Annotated in this window: 15 protein-coding genes; 5 read left to right on the top strand and 10 right to left on the bottom strand. The window is 52.3% G+C overall.

Translation table 11 applies throughout. The annotated features are described in order from the left end of the window. Window positions 1-60: 60 nt before the first annotated feature. From AB9F27_RS09795 to AB9F27_RS09805, 3 genes are all read right to left on the bottom strand, one after another. Window positions 61-3021, bottom strand: coding sequence for a DNA translocase FtsK 4TM domain-containing protein (locus tag AB9F27_RS09795; protein ID WP_335584006.1), 2961 nt, complete (start codon window positions 3019-3021; stop codon window positions 61-63). Window positions 3022-3027: 6 nt separating this feature from the next. Further along, complete coding sequence (locus AB9F27_RS09800; protein WP_335584005.1) at window positions 3028-4209, bottom strand: aminotransferase class I/II-fold pyridoxal phosphate-dependent enzyme; 1182 nt, start codon at window positions 4207-4209, stop codon at window positions 3028-3030. Window positions 4210-4336: 127 nt separating this feature from the next. Next, window positions 4337-5665 carry an amidase gene (locus tag AB9F27_RS09805; RefSeq protein WP_335584004.1) on the bottom strand — a complete coding sequence of 443 codons (1329 nt, stop codon included), beginning with the start codon at window positions 5663-5665 and terminating at the stop codon, window positions 4337-4339. Between the two features lie 90 nt (window positions 5666-5755). Here AB9F27_RS09805 and AB9F27_RS09810 point away from each other — a divergent pair, with 90 nt between their 5' ends. Further along, a complete protein-coding gene (locus AB9F27_RS09810; RefSeq protein ID WP_335584003.1) occupies window positions 5756-6982 on the top strand; it encodes a UbiH/UbiF/VisC/COQ6 family ubiquinone biosynthesis hydroxylase in 1227 nt (408 codons plus the stop codon). Here AB9F27_RS09810 and AB9F27_RS09815 read toward each other — a convergent pair. Genes AB9F27_RS09815 through xth form a run of 4 tightly spaced genes read right to left on the bottom strand, consistent with a single transcriptional unit; the run spans window position 6979 to window position 9584 of the window. Then, window positions 6979-7161, bottom strand: coding sequence for a Trm112 family protein (locus AB9F27_RS09815; protein ID WP_335584002.1), 183 nt, complete (start codon window positions 7159-7161; stop codon window positions 6979-6981). The two genes, AB9F27_RS09810 and AB9F27_RS09815, sit on opposite strands and share 4 nt — an antisense overlap. Then, the gene (locus AB9F27_RS09820) at window positions 7158-7796 is read right to left on the bottom strand and encodes an LON peptidase substrate-binding domain-containing protein (protein ID WP_335584001.1); all 639 of its coding nucleotides are present in this window, start codon (window positions 7794-7796) and stop codon (window positions 7158-7160) included. Before AB9F27_RS09820 ends, AB9F27_RS09815 begins: the two co-directional genes overlap by 4 nt. Window positions 7797-7822: 26 nt before the next feature. Continuing rightward, window positions 7823-8746 carry a thioredoxin gene (gene trxA / locus AB9F27_RS09825; RefSeq protein ID WP_369757683.1) on the bottom strand — a complete coding sequence of 308 codons (924 nt, stop codon included), beginning with the start codon at window positions 8744-8746 and terminating at the stop codon, window positions 7823-7825. 49 nt (window positions 8747-8795) lie between these two features. Then, window positions 8796-9584, bottom strand: a complete 789-nt coding sequence (gene xth, locus AB9F27_RS09830) for an exodeoxyribonuclease III (RefSeq protein ID WP_335583999.1) — start codon at window positions 9582-9584, stop codon at window positions 8796-8798. Window positions 9585-9835: 251 nt separating this feature from the next. Between xth and AB9F27_RS09835 the strand changes: the two genes are divergently transcribed. Further along, window positions 9836-10888, top strand: a complete 1053-nt coding sequence (locus AB9F27_RS09835) for a Hint domain-containing protein (RefSeq protein ID WP_335583998.1) — start codon at window positions 9836-9838, stop codon at window positions 10886-10888. 68 nt (window positions 10889-10956) lie between these two features. Here the strand turns inward: AB9F27_RS09835 and AB9F27_RS09840 are convergent, their stop codons facing one another. Then, window positions 10957-11643 carry a response regulator transcription factor gene (locus AB9F27_RS09840; RefSeq protein WP_039003364.1) on the bottom strand — a complete coding sequence of 229 codons (687 nt, stop codon included), beginning with the start codon at window positions 11641-11643 and terminating at the stop codon, window positions 10957-10959. A 162-nt stretch (window positions 11644-11805) separates the two neighbouring features. Here AB9F27_RS09840 and ribA point away from each other — a divergent pair, with 162 nt between their 5' ends. After that, window positions 11806-12897 carry a GTP cyclohydrolase II gene (gene ribA / locus AB9F27_RS09845; RefSeq protein WP_335583997.1) on the top strand — a complete coding sequence of 364 codons (1092 nt, stop codon included), beginning with the start codon at window positions 11806-11808 and terminating at the stop codon, window positions 12895-12897. 41 nt (window positions 12898-12938) lie between these two features. After that, entirely contained in the window at window positions 12939-13400 is a 462-nt protein-coding gene (locus tag AB9F27_RS09850; protein ID WP_335584056.1) for a L,D-transpeptidase family protein, read from the top strand. Here the strand turns inward: AB9F27_RS09850 and AB9F27_RS09855 are convergent. Further along, on the bottom strand, window positions 13397-14050 hold the full coding sequence (locus tag AB9F27_RS09855) for a YggS family pyridoxal phosphate-dependent enzyme (protein WP_335583996.1): 654 nt from the start codon (window positions 14048-14050) through the stop codon (window positions 13397-13399). The genes AB9F27_RS09850 and AB9F27_RS09855 overlap by 4 nt on opposite strands. A gap of 100 nt (window positions 14051-14150) precedes the next feature. Beyond that, window positions 14151-15149: a porin gene (locus tag AB9F27_RS09860; protein ID WP_335583995.1), complete on the bottom strand. Its 999-nt coding sequence runs from the start codon at window positions 15147-15149 to the stop codon at window positions 14151-14153. A 294-nt stretch (window positions 15150-15443) separates the two neighbouring features. Between AB9F27_RS09860 and AB9F27_RS09865 the strand changes: the two genes are divergently transcribed. Beyond that, window positions 15444-15914, top strand: coding sequence for a DUF3576 domain-containing protein (locus AB9F27_RS09865; RefSeq protein ID WP_335583994.1), 471 nt, complete (start codon window positions 15444-15446; stop codon window positions 15912-15914). Window positions 15915-15937 lie beyond the last annotated feature (23 nt).

The following is a 15937-nucleotide window of genomic DNA, read 5'->3' on the forward strand; positions in this document are numbered from 1 at the left end:
TAACTGCTTTCGGCCAGATTACTACCCAGCCGAAATCACAAAGCGTTGTTCTGCCGTTATCTATTGTTCGGGCACCAAAATTTCGCGTTTCCCAACGTGGTTGGCTGCGGAAATTAAGTTTTCGTCTTCCATTTGCTCAACAAGACGCGCAGCCTTGTTATAGCCGATGGCCAATTTACGTTGGATATAAGAGGTCGAACATTTCCGATCTTTCAACACAATCGCAACCGCTTGGTCATAGAGCGCGTTTTCACCTGTGGTGTTCCCACCAAGGCCAAGCACGAGGTCGATTTCACTCTCCGCACCCTCTGCAGGCCCATCAACAATACCGGACATATATTCAGGCGTGCCATAGGCCTTGAGGTGGTTAACAACTTCCTCGACTTCTTCATCGCTACAGAACGGGCCGTGAATACGGTTAATTTTACCGCCGCCAGCCATATAAAGCATGTCGCCCATACCCAAAAGTTGCTCGGCGCCCATTTCGCCAAGAATCGTACGACTGTCAATCTTGCTTGTCACTTGGAACGAGATACGGGTCGGGAAGTTGGCCTTAATCGTCCCTGTGATAACGTCAACAGACGGACGCTGGGTGGCCATGATCAAGTGGATACCCGAAGCACGTGCCATTTGGGCAAGCCGCTGGATACAGGCTTCGATTTCTTTGCCCGCGACCATCATAAGGTCTGCCATCTCGTCAACAACAACAACGATATAGGGCATTTTTTCTGGCGCAAATTCTTCGGTTTCAAAAGTTGGATCGCCAGTTTCATCGTCAAAGCCCGTTTGCACGGTTCGGCTGAACATTTTGTCCTTCGCAAGAGCGTCACTAACGCGCCCGTTATAGCCATCAATATTCCGCACGCCCATTTTGGACATCTTGCGATAGCGTTCTTCCATTTCGCCCACGACCCATTTAAGGGCCACAACGGCCTTTTTAGGGTCTGTTACGACGGGGCTAAGCAAGTGGGGGATGCCGTCATAAACACTCAACTCAAGCATTTTCGGGTCGATCATAATCAGGCGGCACTCTTCGGGCGTTAATTTATAAAGCAGCGACAAAATCATCGTGTTGATCGCCACGGATTTACCCGCGCCGGTCGTCCCCGCAATCAAAAGGTGGGGCATTTTGGCGAGGTTGGCTACGATCGGTTCCCCACCAATATCCTTACCCAAAGCAAGCGGCAATTTCATGCTGGAATCGCCGAAATCCCGCGCCGCAAGAATTTCGCGCAGCACAACCATTTCACGGTTTACGTTGGGCAACTCGATCCCAATAACCGAGCGACCAGGTACGGTGGAAACACGGGCGGAAAGCGCTGACATTGAGCGCGCAATATCATCCGCAAGGCCGATAACACGGCTGGCTTTCAAACCGGGCGCAGGCTCAAGTTCATACATTGTGACAACTGGGCCGGGACGTACGGCGACGATTTCGCCTTTCACGCCATAATCATCCAACACATTTTCAAGCATCCGCGCGTTTTCTTCGAGCGCTTCATCCGACAAAATGTGGCGCTGAACCGAACCTGGGCTGGCCAAAAGCGAGAGGGGCGGTAACTCAAACTCGGTCGCAGATTCGTCAAATTGCAACGCAGGTTGCGCCTCGGCTTGGGCCTGACGCGAAGGTAGGATCGGTTTGCGTGCCCCGTGTTGAACCATAGGTTTTGTGATCGGCGCAGAAGGAAGTTGGGGTGCGGCCACTCTGGCAACAGGTGGCGGCGTCGGGGCGATATCAGGCGTAATCTGCGGTTCTACCTCCTGCGGATACTCATAGGTATCAGTCTCTAACACGGCCTCTTCGGTTTCGTATTCTGCAAAATTTTCGACCGCGGTAGGAGAGTTCAAAACCAAGGGGGCCGGTTTTTGGGATCGTAGCATTTTGGGCTCTGCCCGAACACTGGCACGCGGCGCATGACGCACACGAGACTTGATGATCTCAGAAATTCGCGCTTTGATTCGAGCCTCGTCGTCCATATCGCCCGACGCCTCAACCTTGGCAGCGGGCATGTCTTGAACAGGCGCAGGGCTACGTTTTTTCAGCAAAGGTACGCGCGCAAACAAACCCGGTTTAGGAGCAGGCGCCGCATGTGTCGGCGCAACCATAGGGGCGGGAGCGGCCAAGACCTGTGCGGGTTCTTGGATGTCACGTGCAGGGGCGGCACGCGATTTAGGTGCCGAAAGAACAGGTTCCGCACGCACAACCTGCGCCGGCCGATGAGCTTGTTGAGGGCCAGCAACCACGGGCTGTACGTGAAGATCACCGTCTAGATGCTCTTCGAAAACCGCGTCTTCCTCCGCAATGCGAGCCGCCATTTCACGGCGCTCGTTCCGGCTCTCTTGAACACGTTTCGCGGCCAGAACAGCTTCATTCGCACCACGCCCCATGAGGGTCATTAGGCGCGCGTACCCCATGATCAAACCCACGAGGAGGAACCGGCCGATAACGCGCAACTCAGGTTTAGTGAAGCCCAACACAAAGACAGCAGCCCCCAACATTGCCACACCAGAAACCAGCGAAAACAGTTTGAAACCGACCGTCGTTGTAACGCCAACTGCGTTGAGCAATCCTCCGGACACCATTTCACCGAACATACCGCCCAACCCAAAGCTGTGATCCCAGCTTACGGATGGCGCGTAAGTTTCGGCATGAACCGAAAAAATCGCAATCCAAATCGGTAGGAAAATCAACCGTGAGATAGCGCGCTCTTCGCCTTGATGCGCCGCAAATCGCACGCCCCAAACAAGCATCGCAATGGGAACACCCCAACTCGCGACGCCTGCGATAATGAAAAGTGGCGACGCGATCGCCGCACCAAAGCCACCCAACCAGTTTTGGATCGGGGCGCTTGTGGCGGAAAACCAACTTGGGTCCGTGGGTGAGTAAGACGCAAGTATCAACGTCGTCAAAAGGCCTGCAACGACCATTGCGACACCAATGAGTTCTTTGCCGCGTCTTTCGATGGCGGCCGTTACATTGGAGTCCAACAATGGGTCTCGTTGCCGTGTTTGATACGCCATACTCTACTATCCTTCGCTATAGATACAGTTTCGGATCTTCTTCAGACCCGCCCGCACCTCTTCTTTTGGGGCCACGAGGGCGACACGAATGTAGCCCTGACCCGGATTATGTCCGTTAACGTCGCGACTAAGATAAGCACCGGGAAGAACCCGTACACCCGTTTCGCGCCAAAGCTTTAACGCTGCAGCCTCGCCATCCTCAACCGGAAGCCAAAGGAAAAAACCGGCTTCGGGAGATTCGTAATTTTCGATGCCGTCGAATATTTCATCTGCAATATCGAATTTTTCCGCATAGAGCTTTCGGTTCGCAACTACATGTGCCTCATCATCCCAGACTTTTGCGGCCGCCATTTGAAGTGGCAGAGGCAAAGGGGCGCCAGAATAGGCCCGAAGTAAGCTCAAACGCGCCATCGTCTCTGGGCCACCCGCAATAAATCCAGACCGCAAACCAGGCAGGTTTGATCGCTTCGATAAGGAGTGAAAAATCACGACGCGTTCGGGATCAGCACCCATTTCTGCAGCAACTTGAAGTACACCAACCGGTGCATCAACCCGATATATTTCGGAGTAACACTCATCCGCTAGAATTTGAAAATCATACTTCTCGGCAAGGGTAATCAGTTCTTTCCAATAGGCGCGACTTGCGACTGCACCCTGTGGATTAGACGGCGAACAGATATACGCGAGGGCCGTACGACGAAGAGTTTTAGGCTCTAATCCAGCGTAATTCGGCATATATCCCGTCTCACGCTCGGCAGAAACATAAATGGATTCCGCGTTCACTGAAATCGCGCCAATCCCGTAAACTTGATAAAACGGGTTGGGAATGAGCACGACCGGAATGCCGTTTTTATTTTCAGGACAAAGCGCCATCGCCGCGTTGTAAAGCCCTTCCCGTGAGCCATTCACAGTCATAACCTGAGAACTGGGCAAGGCAACATTATATCGCCGCTCAATCCATCCAGCGATCGAGGCCAAGAGTTCTGGCGCTCCATCATTTGGAGGATATCGGTTAAAACCCGCAGCATTTTCAGCGATTACGTCGGTGACAAAGGGTGGGAACGGATGTGTCGGCTCGCCGATGGTCATAGCAAATGGCTCGCCGCCGGGTGCGTGCGAGTCCAATAGCGTTCTTAAACGCGGAAATGCGTATTCTGGCAGATTCGAAAACCGCTCTGGAAAAACCATATATGCCTCAATGTCGGGATCATAAGCGCCCCGTATGTTTCGAGACTACCTGTGCAAAGGGATTTGGTCCAGAAAAACGCCGTTGTTATCCGCAGCTTGGCCATATGCATGTGGCATTTAGGTCAGCCTATTGAGCAAGTGCAATTTCCGCAGCACGCCCAATTCTAAGCAACGCCTCTTCGCCCATGGGCTTTCCCATCAACATAAATCCAGCCGACGCCACACTTGTGGGCAACGTTAGAGCCGATAGTCCAAGCAAATTCCCAATTCTGGTATTTCGCAATGCCAGTAAATTCCGTGAAGAATAGTATGAATGGTCCGAGAGAAGACGTTTTTGGTTTGGCGGAAGGATCGGAGCCGTGGGTAGGACAATCGCGTCATACCCCGCCATTTCCAAATTCCACTTTGCGCGAATTTCATCAATCTTGCGCCAACCTGCAACAAAGTCGGATGCGAGAAAAGTTGCTCCGCTTCGGAAACGCTCTAGAATTTCAGGAAACATTTTCTCGGGGGTGGCTTCGATAACGTCCTTCCATGTCCCATACGCCTCGCTAGAAAACAGTATAGGGGAGAGCGCCATCGCCTCATGCAATTCGGGAAAAATGACATCCTCAACCTGTGCGCCATTCGAATTTAGGCGAGTTAGAGCCTGATTAAAACCAAGAGCCGGCTTATCTTCCACGTCCGCTTGCGCAATGGTTTGCAGCACACCTAGACGAACATTTCCAAGCCCCACGCCCCCAAGGTCAACAGGTTTTCGCCCCTCAATGAGCGCCAAAGCCTGCGCCGCATCCTCAACCGACCGACACAGTGGTCCCACGGTATCAAACCGCTCACAAAGAGGCACGACGCCTTTACAAGAGATCCGCCCAGATGTGGTTTTAAGGCCGACCAGATCGTTCCAAGCGGCCGGAATCCGTACTGACCCTCCCGTATCAGAACCAAGCGCAATAGGGGCAAGCCCATAAGCCACCGATGTCGCAGCCCCCGACGAACTTCCACCGGGGACAGCCTCCGCATCATTCACACAGGGAGGGGTTTCCTTCACTGGGTTTAGCCCAAGTCCCGAGAACGCCAGCTCGGACATATGCGTTTTTCCAAGGCAAACAGATCCGCCAAACGTTGCGGCCTTCAGGACTTCGGCATCGCTTTCAGGCACACGGCCAGCGAGTAAATCGCTTCCCGCTTCGGTCGCCACCCCTGCACTGTCAAAAAGATCTTTCCAACTGACGGGTACACCGTCCAACAGACCCAAACGCGCCCCAATTCGTGCCCTTTTTGCCGATTCCGCAGCTTCGGCCAACGCGCGTTCGCGTGTTACCTGTGTATAGATCTTGGCGCTTAGAGGGTGCGTATTAATGGCATCAAGATAGCATTGCGTGAGTTCAACGGGATGAACATCACCGCTCCCAATCGCTCGCCCCAAATCCGAGGCCGTCGCTTTTAGCCAATCCATTTTTCCACCCCTAATACCATATTTGCAATTTGCGACTCTAGCGACGACCGACCACATGGACAATCCCGCTAAAAGCGCCAATATACCTGTATGAAATTTGATTCCGATATCCTGATTGTAGGCGGCGGGCTTAACGGCGCGTCAATGGCTTTGGCCCTCGCTCAAGGTGGGATGAGTGTCATCCTCGTAGACGCCCTCCCAACCCAAGTTCGAAAAGCGAATGATTTTGACGGGCGCGGGTATGCGTTGGCGTTGTCCTCACAAAAACTAATGAGCGCTTTGGGCGTTTGGTCGGGGATCGCGCATCATTCCCAACCAATCTTGGATGTAAAAGTCACCGATGGGCGCGCGGGCGAAGGTCCTTCTCCATTTGTGCTGCACTTTGATCATCGTGAACTCGAAGAAGGCCCCATGGGGTATATGATTGAGGATCGCTTCTTAAGGTTCGCACTTTTGGATGCGCTGGAAAAAGAACCCAGAATAGAGACTATTTCGGGTGAAACCGTTGTTTCCCAAGAACAGACGGCAACCGGTGCCACTGTGACATTAGCCTCAGGAAAAACTCTTGCTGCCCGCCTCCTCATTGGTTCGGATGGCAAAAAAAGCCAGACCTCAGAGCGAGCAGGAATTACCAGAGACAACAAAGATTACGGCCAGACCGCCTTGGTTGCCGCCGTTGCGCATGACCTGCCACACGAGGGCTGTGCACATCAGTTTTTCATGCCGTCGGGGCCGCTGGCGATTTTACCCCTTCCGGGAAATGTTTCGTCCATTGTCTGGAGCGAAACGCACGAGAATGCCGATAGGATCAAGGCGCTCTCGGACGCCGATTTTCTGGAAGAGTTGCGCCCAAGGTTTGGGAGTTTTCTGGGAGATATTTCGTTGGCAGGTGGAAGGTTTTCCTATCCCCTTACCCTTTCGGTCACCCCAAAAATGGTTGCCCAACGTTTGGCCCTCATTGGAGACGCGGCACATGCGGTGCATCCAATCGCGGGCCAGGGTCTCAACCTTGGCTTGAGAGATGTCGGCGCATTAGCGCAAGTAATTATAGAAGCCAAACGTCGCGGAGAAGACTTCGGTGCCTCTGATGTTTTGGCGCGGTATCAACAATGGCGACGCTTTGATACGGCAGCCCTTGCGGGTGCGACAGACGGATTCAACGCTTTATTTTCAAACGATAATTCTGCGCTTCGGGCCGTAAGGGATTTGGGACTAGGTTTGGTCAATGCCATTCCGGGTGCGCGGCGACGCTTAATGCGCGAAGCTGCGGGCCTAACGGGAGACGTTCCCAAACTGCTGCAAGGACGCCCGATTTAATCGAGTTCGCGCGCCTCATCAATTAACATTACAGGAATGCCATTGCGGATCGGAAAGGCCAGATTGGCCGGTTTTGAGATGAGCTCCGCATTTTTGGCGTCGTAGTCGAGCCGCGCTTGCGTCAGAGGGCACACCAAGCTTTCGAGCATTTTCGGGTCAAAAAATCCTTCATTTGTCATTGTATTTGTTCCTTCTGTGACCCTGCATGAATGGCCATTTCCATCAAAGCCTGAAGCGTTTCTCGACGTGCTTTCAAATCCACAGCTTCCAATAGTGCTTGCTTCTCTTCTGGCTCAAATGGACAGAGCATCGACAGGGAATTGATCAACAATTCGTCCTCGGCTCCCGACAAATTTTCCCAATCGGTTTCCAATTCTTGCATATGAAAATACTTTTGAAGCAACGGAATAAAATCATCCCGCGGAAACTCTGGATCATGCTCTGGTCCAGCCACATCTCGTTCGAAACCCGTCCAGCTTGGCGTCGTGACTAAGTAGGGTTTAAAACTCTCGCGAACGTCCAAAGGTCGGTACCGTGACACACCCGAAAGTGTAATCATGTACCGCCCATCGGCAGTTTCTGAAAAACCGACGATCCGACCGGCGCAGCCAACATTCTGATACGTCGTTTCGCCTTTACCTTTCTCGGTCTGGATGAGGCCGATCATACGGTCATCCGTCTTTAGGCAATCATCAACCATCGCCAAAAAACGCGGCTCAAAGACTTGCAGAGGCAGCCTCCCGCGCGGAAGGAGCAGCGCCCCATCAATTGGAAAGAGCGGTAAGGTCTCTGGAAAATTGACGGGCAATTTCATTGTTTTGAACTCGCTCCGGTTTTCGATTACACAAAAATCATTGAGGACAGTTTGCGCCGCCCATTCAGAGCGATCGGATCTTTCATGTCCAAGGCATCAAAAATGGTAAACATTTGAGATTTGGCAGCGCCGTCGTTCCAGTCTCTATCCCGCCTGAATAGCTCCAAAAGAGCTTCCACAGCCCCTTCGGTATCACCTGCAGCAAGTAGCGCTGTGGACAGATCGAAACGGGCCTGATGATCGTCTGGATTGGCCTCCACAGCGGCAGAAAGCTCAGTTTCCGGACCTGCGTTTGCTGCTTGCTTCGCTAAATCAACTTTCGCCCGTACCGCTTCAATAGCTTTACTCTCGGATATTTCCGCCGGAATACCGTTTAGCACAGCCTCGGCCTCTTCTACTTCGCCAAGCGCCAAATGGCACTTAATAATACCCGCAAAGGATGGCACATTCATGGGATCCTCTTCGGTGATCGCTACGAATGTTTGCAGGGCATCGTCAAATTCGCCAGCTTCAAACATTGCCTCGGCAGCCTCGACCGCATCTGCGAGTCCACCATCGGGCGCACCAGGCCCCATTGCAGCGATACGCTCAACAAACTGGTCAATCTCACTGGGGGGGAGTGCCCCCTGAAATCCGTCCACTGGCTGTCCTTGCCAGAAAGCATAAACTGTAGGGATGGATTTAATCTGTAATTGAGCGGAAATTCCGGGGTTTTGGTCAACGTCGACCTTTACCATTTTGACGGCGCCCTCAGCTTTGGTCACCGCAGCTTCGAGTGCTGGCCCAAGTGTTTTGCACGGGCCGCACCACGGCGCCCAGAAATCAACTATGATCGGAACCTCTTTGCTGGCTTCGATCACATCTTCCAAGAAGTTGGCCTCAGAAGACTCCTTGACTAGGGTCTCATCCGTAGGTTCGGCGGGCGCATCTGTTTTTCCAAATTCAAGCATCGATCACAATCCAATTAACGTCATTTCTATCTATATGGGGGTTGCGACCCTAAAGGTCAAAGGTTGCAAAGACTGGCGCGTGGTCGCTCGGCTTCTCCCACCCGCGCGCGTCGCGTGCAATTCGACTGCTGTGACCCGCGCTTTTAATATCGCCCGTCGCCCAAATGTGATCCAAACGACGCCCTTTGTCTGCCTCCGACCAGTCTTTGGCCCGATAGCTCCACCAGCTATAGACTTTACCGTCTGGAATATCGGCCCGCGTCACATCATGCCAATCGCCAGATTCACGGGCCTCTTCGAATTTTTCAACTTCGATCGGCGTATGGCTCACCACTTTCAGAAGTTTTTTGTGATCCCAAACATCGTCTTCCCGTGGGGCAATATTCAAATCTCCGACCAAAATGGACTTTTTCGGCATATTGGCGCGGAAATCATCCCGCATATCAGCGAGGTAATCGAGCTTTTGACCGAATTTCTCGTTTACCAAACGATCGGCCACGTCGCCGCCCGCTGGCACATAGTGGTTATGAATCGTTACGCCATTTTCGAGTTTCGCCGCCACATGTCGTGCGTGCCCAAGATTGGCGAAATCGTGCATCCCGACCAACTCAAGCGGAAGGCGCGAAAGGATCGCGACCCCATTATACCCCTTTTGGCCGTTTGCCACCATATGCGTATAACCAAGCGCGTGAAAAGCCTCGGTCGGAATTTTATCCACAGGGCTTTTACATTCCTGCAAGCACAAAATGTCCGGCGCCTGTTCCTCAAGTAATTTCAGTACGATAGGTTCACGAAGGCGCACAGAATTGATATTCCAGGTGCAGAGAGTAAAAGACATGTAGCGCTCCAAAATTTTCGTTTCCCAAGAATAGGGCGGAGCTGACGGAATAACCACCCAAAAGGATTTCTCGAAGCCGTAACCGCCGGATTTCGAGTTTACTCCTGCAAGTTCTATGCAATTACCTTGCCTTTTGTTTCCGAATATTAACCAAAATAACGGCTAATGCCCCTTTGTTGCCTCAAAGGCCTCCAATTTTCACCTTGAATCCTTGCTAGAAATGCACGTGATCAGGACGAATGGGAAAAAACATGCCAATACTCTATACGTTAGCAGACGATCAAATTTCGGTATCCGGAGGCGAATCCCTTTCCGGCATTAGCCAAGGTGACGGGACCCACTTGATTGGGGAAACGATCACCTTGAATTCCAAATTTTGGGAAACCATAGACATCACCGATGGAAACGGGTCATTCGACGATAACGATGAAGGCCAGTCGCTGAGCGAGGATATAACTTACGCCGGTACGGACTATAACGCGGGCGCGATTATTGAGGCTGAATTCCAGTTCCAGGTCCAAGATCCCGATGGAAACAATTACACCATAATTGCGATGAACATTCGGGAACCTGGTGATACTAATACTTACGGAACGATCGAAGGTTTGGCTTTTATCGGTCCGGTTGGTGGGTTTCCACCTGTTGGGGTTCCTCTTACGGTTATTTCTGCATCTGAGGGGCCAACGCCAGGTGTTACAAACTACGAAGACTACGCGTCCCCCGCCTGTTTCACACCCAAAACTTTAATCGAAACCGCCAGCGGTCCCCGCGCGATTGAGACGCTTTCACCTGGTGACTTGGTGGAGACATTGGACCACGGGCTAAAGCCCCTGCGCTGGAAGGGCGAAGTCAAGTTTTCGCGTGATGAGTTAGCATTATACCCTGTGTTTGAGCCTGTTTTGATTCAAAAAGGGGCTCTTGGGAATGGCGTACCAAAGCGTGATCTTCTCGTCTCGCCACAGCATCGTGTATTGATTTCCGATTGGCGTGCCGAACTGTTTTATGGCGAGGACGAAGTCTTGGTTGCAGCCAAGCATTTGGTGAACGGTACGACGATTTCTCGGCACCTCCCAACCGACGGCGTTACTTATATTCACCTACTATTTGACCATCACGAAGTTATCTTCTCCGAAGGTTTACCTTCAGAAAGCTTTCTGCCTGGCGCGGAAGTATGTGAAGGAATGGCCGCCGAAGTTCAGAATGAACTCTATGCGTTGTTTCCAGAACTTGAGGAGGATTGGAGCGCATTCAGTGCCGCCAAACCGAGCCTAAAAGCCTATCAAGCCGCACCGTTATTTGCATAAAAAAACCCGGGCACAAGGCCCGGGCAAGTCAACAGGGAGGTGCGACTTAACCCAGTCGCCGGGAACTTTTAGGAGGCGAGGCGATACCCGCCGCTTTCGGTAACAAGAAGACGCGCATTGCTTGGATCAAGCTCAATTTTCTGCCGCAGACGATAGATATGTGTCTCTAACGTGTGGGTTGTGACCCCTGCGTTATAGCCCCAAACCTCATGCAACAAAACATCCCGCGCTACGACACTGCCCGTGGCGCGGTACAAAAACTTAAGGATGTTTGTTTCCTTTTCGGTCAGGCGCACCTTCTTTTCGTCCTCGGTAATCAACATTTTGACCGCGGGCTTGAATGTATATGGACCCAGTTGAAAAACCGCATCTTCGCTCTGTTCGTGCTGGCGTAATTGCGCCCGAATACGGGCCAAAAGGACGGGAAACTTGAACGGCTTGGTGACGTAATCATTTGCACCTGCGTCGAGTCCAAGGATCGTATCCGCGTCGCTATCATGCCCGGTAAGCATCACAATCGGGCATTTAATCCCTTGCTTGCGCATCAAGCGACACAGTTCACGGCCATCGGTATCAGGTAGGCCGACGTCCAATATCACCAACTCATAAATGGCTTCTTTGGCTTTCACCATCGCCGTAGCACCCGAATCTGCCTCGAAAACATCAAAGTCTTCGGTCATAACCAATTGCTCTGAAAGAGCTTCACGTAGGTCGTCATCATCGTCGACCAGTAGTATTTTCTTGAGCGCTACCATGGGGAAACCTCCGTTGCTTGTGATAAGAGTTGTTCCTCTGAGAGGCGCAAAACAAGAGGCTGGCAGGAATAATCACGGTGACGTGTGGAAAACCAGCCTTATGTTTCAATTCCCACCCAGAATGGTTACATATCAGATGAATGTTGTAACAGAGTTTTGCGAATGCCCCTGACCCCAACCCTCTCCGAGCGGCTTGCCCGTGCCCGTGCAGACCTTCGAATGGGCGCACCAATCGTCCTATCCAAAGCCGGCGAGTCGGCACTTGTCATTGCGTCAGAAACATTGACCCCTGCCCGCCTTTCGGACCTTCGCGAATTGAGCGTGCCTCTTCTTTTGGCCATAACAACCCGCAGAGCCGAGACACTCAAGGCGCGCGCTTATGACTCGCAAGTTGCACGAATAGTCGTTCCGAGCGATGCCGACACAAAATGGATATATGCGGTTGCCGATCCAGAAAACGACCTGAGAGCGCCGATGAAAGGGCCCCTCAAAACCCTTCGCGAGGGCGGAAGTTGCATTGCAAAATCCGCAATCGGGTTGGCCAAGGCCGCGCGATTACTGCCGTCCGCCGTTCTATTGCCAATTGAAAACGGCCTCGCGTTCGCCCACGAAAACGATTTAACCCATGTGCCCCTTGAGGACGCTGAAGCGGAAATTGATGCAATGTCGCCTCTTACTTTGGTAGCTTCGGCACGCGTCCCCCTAGAGGTTTCCGAAGCGGGGCGCCTGCATGTTTTCCGCCCACTTGATGGCGGTGAAGAGCATTATGCCGTGGAAATTGGTCGCCCAGATCGTGGGAAACCCGTGCTCTCTCGCCTGCATTCTGCGTGTTTTACGGGTGACCTTATCGGCAGTTTAAAATGCGACTGTGGTCCGCAGCTGCGCGCAGCTCTTGCAGCGATGGGCGAGAATGGGGCGGGTGTTTTGCTCTATCTCAATCAGGAAGGGCGCGGGATTGGTCTTGCCAATAAAATGCGCGCCTATTCCCTTCAAGATCAGGGGTTTGACACTGTTCAGGCCAATCATCGCCTTGGATTTGAGGATGATGAGCGCGACTTTCGCATTGGCGCGGAAATCCTAAAACGCATGGGGTTTCAAAGCGTTAACCTCCTCACGAACAACCCTGCTAAAGTTGAAATGATGCAGGCGAACGGCATTCAAGTTGTCGAACGCGTGCCGCTGAAGGTTGGCGAAAACGCACATAATCACGCCTATCTTGCGACGAAAGCCGCAAAATCCGGGCATCTGCTGTGAAGCCATCCGACCTTGTCGTGACCCGTTGGGGGGCGCGGTTTATGGGGCGGCGTATTCCCTGCTCCATCGGGAAAGGCGGTTTTGTCGCCAATAAACGTGAGGGGGATGGCGGGACGCCGAGACAGGAAATGCGTCTAGTTGGAGGAGGATTCCGACAGTCGCGGCTTCGACGGCCACACGTTCCATTTCCAATGGATGCGATCGGCCCAGCCGATATATGGTCGGACGACTCGCGTGATCCAGAATATAATAGCCGAAAAACTCAACGGTTTTATAAATTTAGCCACGAGACGTTGTTCCGCGCCGACCCCCTATATGATGTGGTTTTATACACGGATTACAATTACCCACAGGCTACCCCCGGATTGGGGTCGGCAATTTTTGTGCACCAATGGCGGAAACCGCGGCACCCGACCGAAGGGTGCATCGCTTTTTCACGGCAGAATTTGCAATGGATATTGGCGCGATGGGCGCCCAATAGCAGAATTGTAGTAAAGGCCTAGTTGTAGCTGCGCGCGCCGAAAATTGCAGAACCAACTCTGACGTAGGTTGCGCCTGCTTTTATGGCAACTTCGAAATCGCTGCTCATCCCCATCGAAAGCTCAGATAACTGATTTCGTGCCGCTATTTCCGCTAGTAAGGCGAAGTGCAGGTTTGGATCTTCGTCAACGGGGGGAATGCACATGAGGCCAACGAGCGGCAAACCAAGCCCTACGCACATTGCGATAAAACCGTCCGCCTCGTCGACGGAGACACCCGCCTTTTGCTCTTCTGCGCCTGTATTGACTTGGACAAACAGTTTCGGGCAGTGACCAACCTCTTTGGTTAGTCGCGCGAATGTGGTGGCGAGTTTTGGGCGATCCAGGGTGTGGATAGCATCAAAAAGCTCCATCGCTTGACGGGCTTTGTTTGTTTGGAGAGGGCCGAGAAGATGCAATTCCACAGGACCGTATTCCGCGCGTAGGTCAGGCCATTTTCCGGCGGCCTCTTGCACTTTGTTTTCGCCAAAAATCCTGTGCCCCTGATCTAGAACTGCGCGCACGCGCTCAAGTGGTTGCACCTTGGAAACCGCAATAAGCTTGGTGGATCCAGTAGGACGTCCAGCACTAGATTCTGCGGACTGAATTTTGGAAAGGGTGTTTTTCAGAGACATAATATGGCCTTTTGAGTTCACCCCAATGAGCCACAGTCTGGACAAAAAGAAAAGAGCGGACCGAAGCCCGCTCTTTCCAATTCACAATAATCCGGATGGATTAGAAGTTGAATTTGATACCAAGGTCACCAACTGTGTATGTGTCAGCGTCGTTGATTGGGCTCACGCTAGCGATACCGCCGGCAAGTGTAGCACCGCCACCGAGGTCGTATGCAGCACCAAGGCCGTAGGACTCAGAGGTAGTATCGAAGTCCTGAAGGTCTTTCTTAGTGTAGAAAGCAGTTACAGTCGTCGCACCAGAAGTCCAGTCACCGGAAACAGCGTACTGTTGAACGTCGCCGAAGCCAGCCCATTCGCCTTGAAGGTAAATACCTTTAACGCCCCATGTACCGTTAGTCCATTGAGCACCAAGAACCCAATCGCTCGCGTCGCCTGTACCAGCAACGTCGTTCGTAGCTTCATAACCACCAGCGATTGTAAGGCCATTGTCGTTAGACCATTTAGCACCAACCGAGTAGGACTGACCTACTTCACCAACAGCTGGAAGAAGCTGACCTGGAACGGAAACAGTACCGATTTGGGTGCCGATTTGGCCGATACCAACGTAGAATACTGTGGAACCCGCTGCGTACTCATAAAGAGCCGAAGGAGTTGGGTACAGTGTATCGTTGCTGCCGTCGCCATTCACATCAGTACCGGAGTTGAGGTACGTGATTTCGTTGATGTCGCTCAAGTTTGTGTAACCGATACCGGAAACTTGACCAACAGCAGCTTTAGCAGCGCCGTCAACGTCGCCCATGGAGAGCTTACCGAAAGAACCGGAGATGAATACGGAACCAGCGCGACCAGCAGAACCGCCACCAGAGTTGTCAGCGCGGATGAAACCACCGAAAGACAGACCGTTGTCAGTTTCGCCGGATGCGGAGAAACCGATACGAATACGGCTGCTAATTTTGATGTTGGAATCGCCAGGAAGACCGAAAGTGTCACGGTCATCGTATACCAAACCCATGCGGCCGTCACCGGATACGGAGATGTCAGCGGCTGCGACGCCAGCGGTTGCAACGAGTGCAGTCGTAGCAATAAGAAGATTTTTCATTTCGTTTTTCCCTTGTAAGAGATTAAAGAGTGCACCTCAATTCAGGGAAATCCGAACTGAGTATGCTGTTCAATCGCCTTTCGGCTCCGGTTTTGCAAGTTCCCGATGCATCGCTTTAACAAACCCTTTAAGGCTGATGCAGGTTTGCCACAGTCAATTTTCAGCTTCTTTGGGGACTCCAAACAGGGCGAACGATATTGTTCTCTTTATAGTATGGCTTAAAAAACTGAAAAACCTTGCTCCGCCTTTGGTGGTTGGTTACTAAATCCCCTGAAGCAATAAGGGGAAGCCAAAATGGTAGCGAGCAAATTTTTCAAATGGTTTTCATCGATTCTTTTGGTCGTGGGCATTTCCGCATGCGATTCTGAGCCAATCCCTGAGCGATCCCCTTTCCAAGAGAGTTATGAAGACACGCCACCCAGCACTGTTTGGGATATTTTTGCCAACAACACGGATCCAAACACCCAAATTGAGGTGAATAAATATCTTTGGAATGCGGCGCTTGAGATTCTCGACTTCTTGCCCGTTCAGGATGTCGATCCCTTTTCAGGCATTTTCATCACGGGATACGGCACACCTCCGGGTGGCAGCCAATCCTATCGCGCTGCCGTTTATATCCAAGACCCTGCTTTGGATGCGCGTTCTCTTAATGTCGCCCTTCAATCGAGCGGAGGTCGCGCAGTTTCTGCCGAAACCCAGCGTGCGATCGAAGACGCTATTCTTACGCGGGCGCGCCAACTTCGGTTGCGCGACAGCAATCTCTAATCTTGGAAGGCGCTTGCCGACCT

It is taken from the genome of Falsihalocynthiibacter sp. CO-5D18 (assembly GCF_041205445.1).
GTDB classification, from domain to species: domain Bacteria; phylum Pseudomonadota; class Alphaproteobacteria; order Rhodobacterales; family Rhodobacteraceae; genus Falsihalocynthiibacter; species Falsihalocynthiibacter arcticus.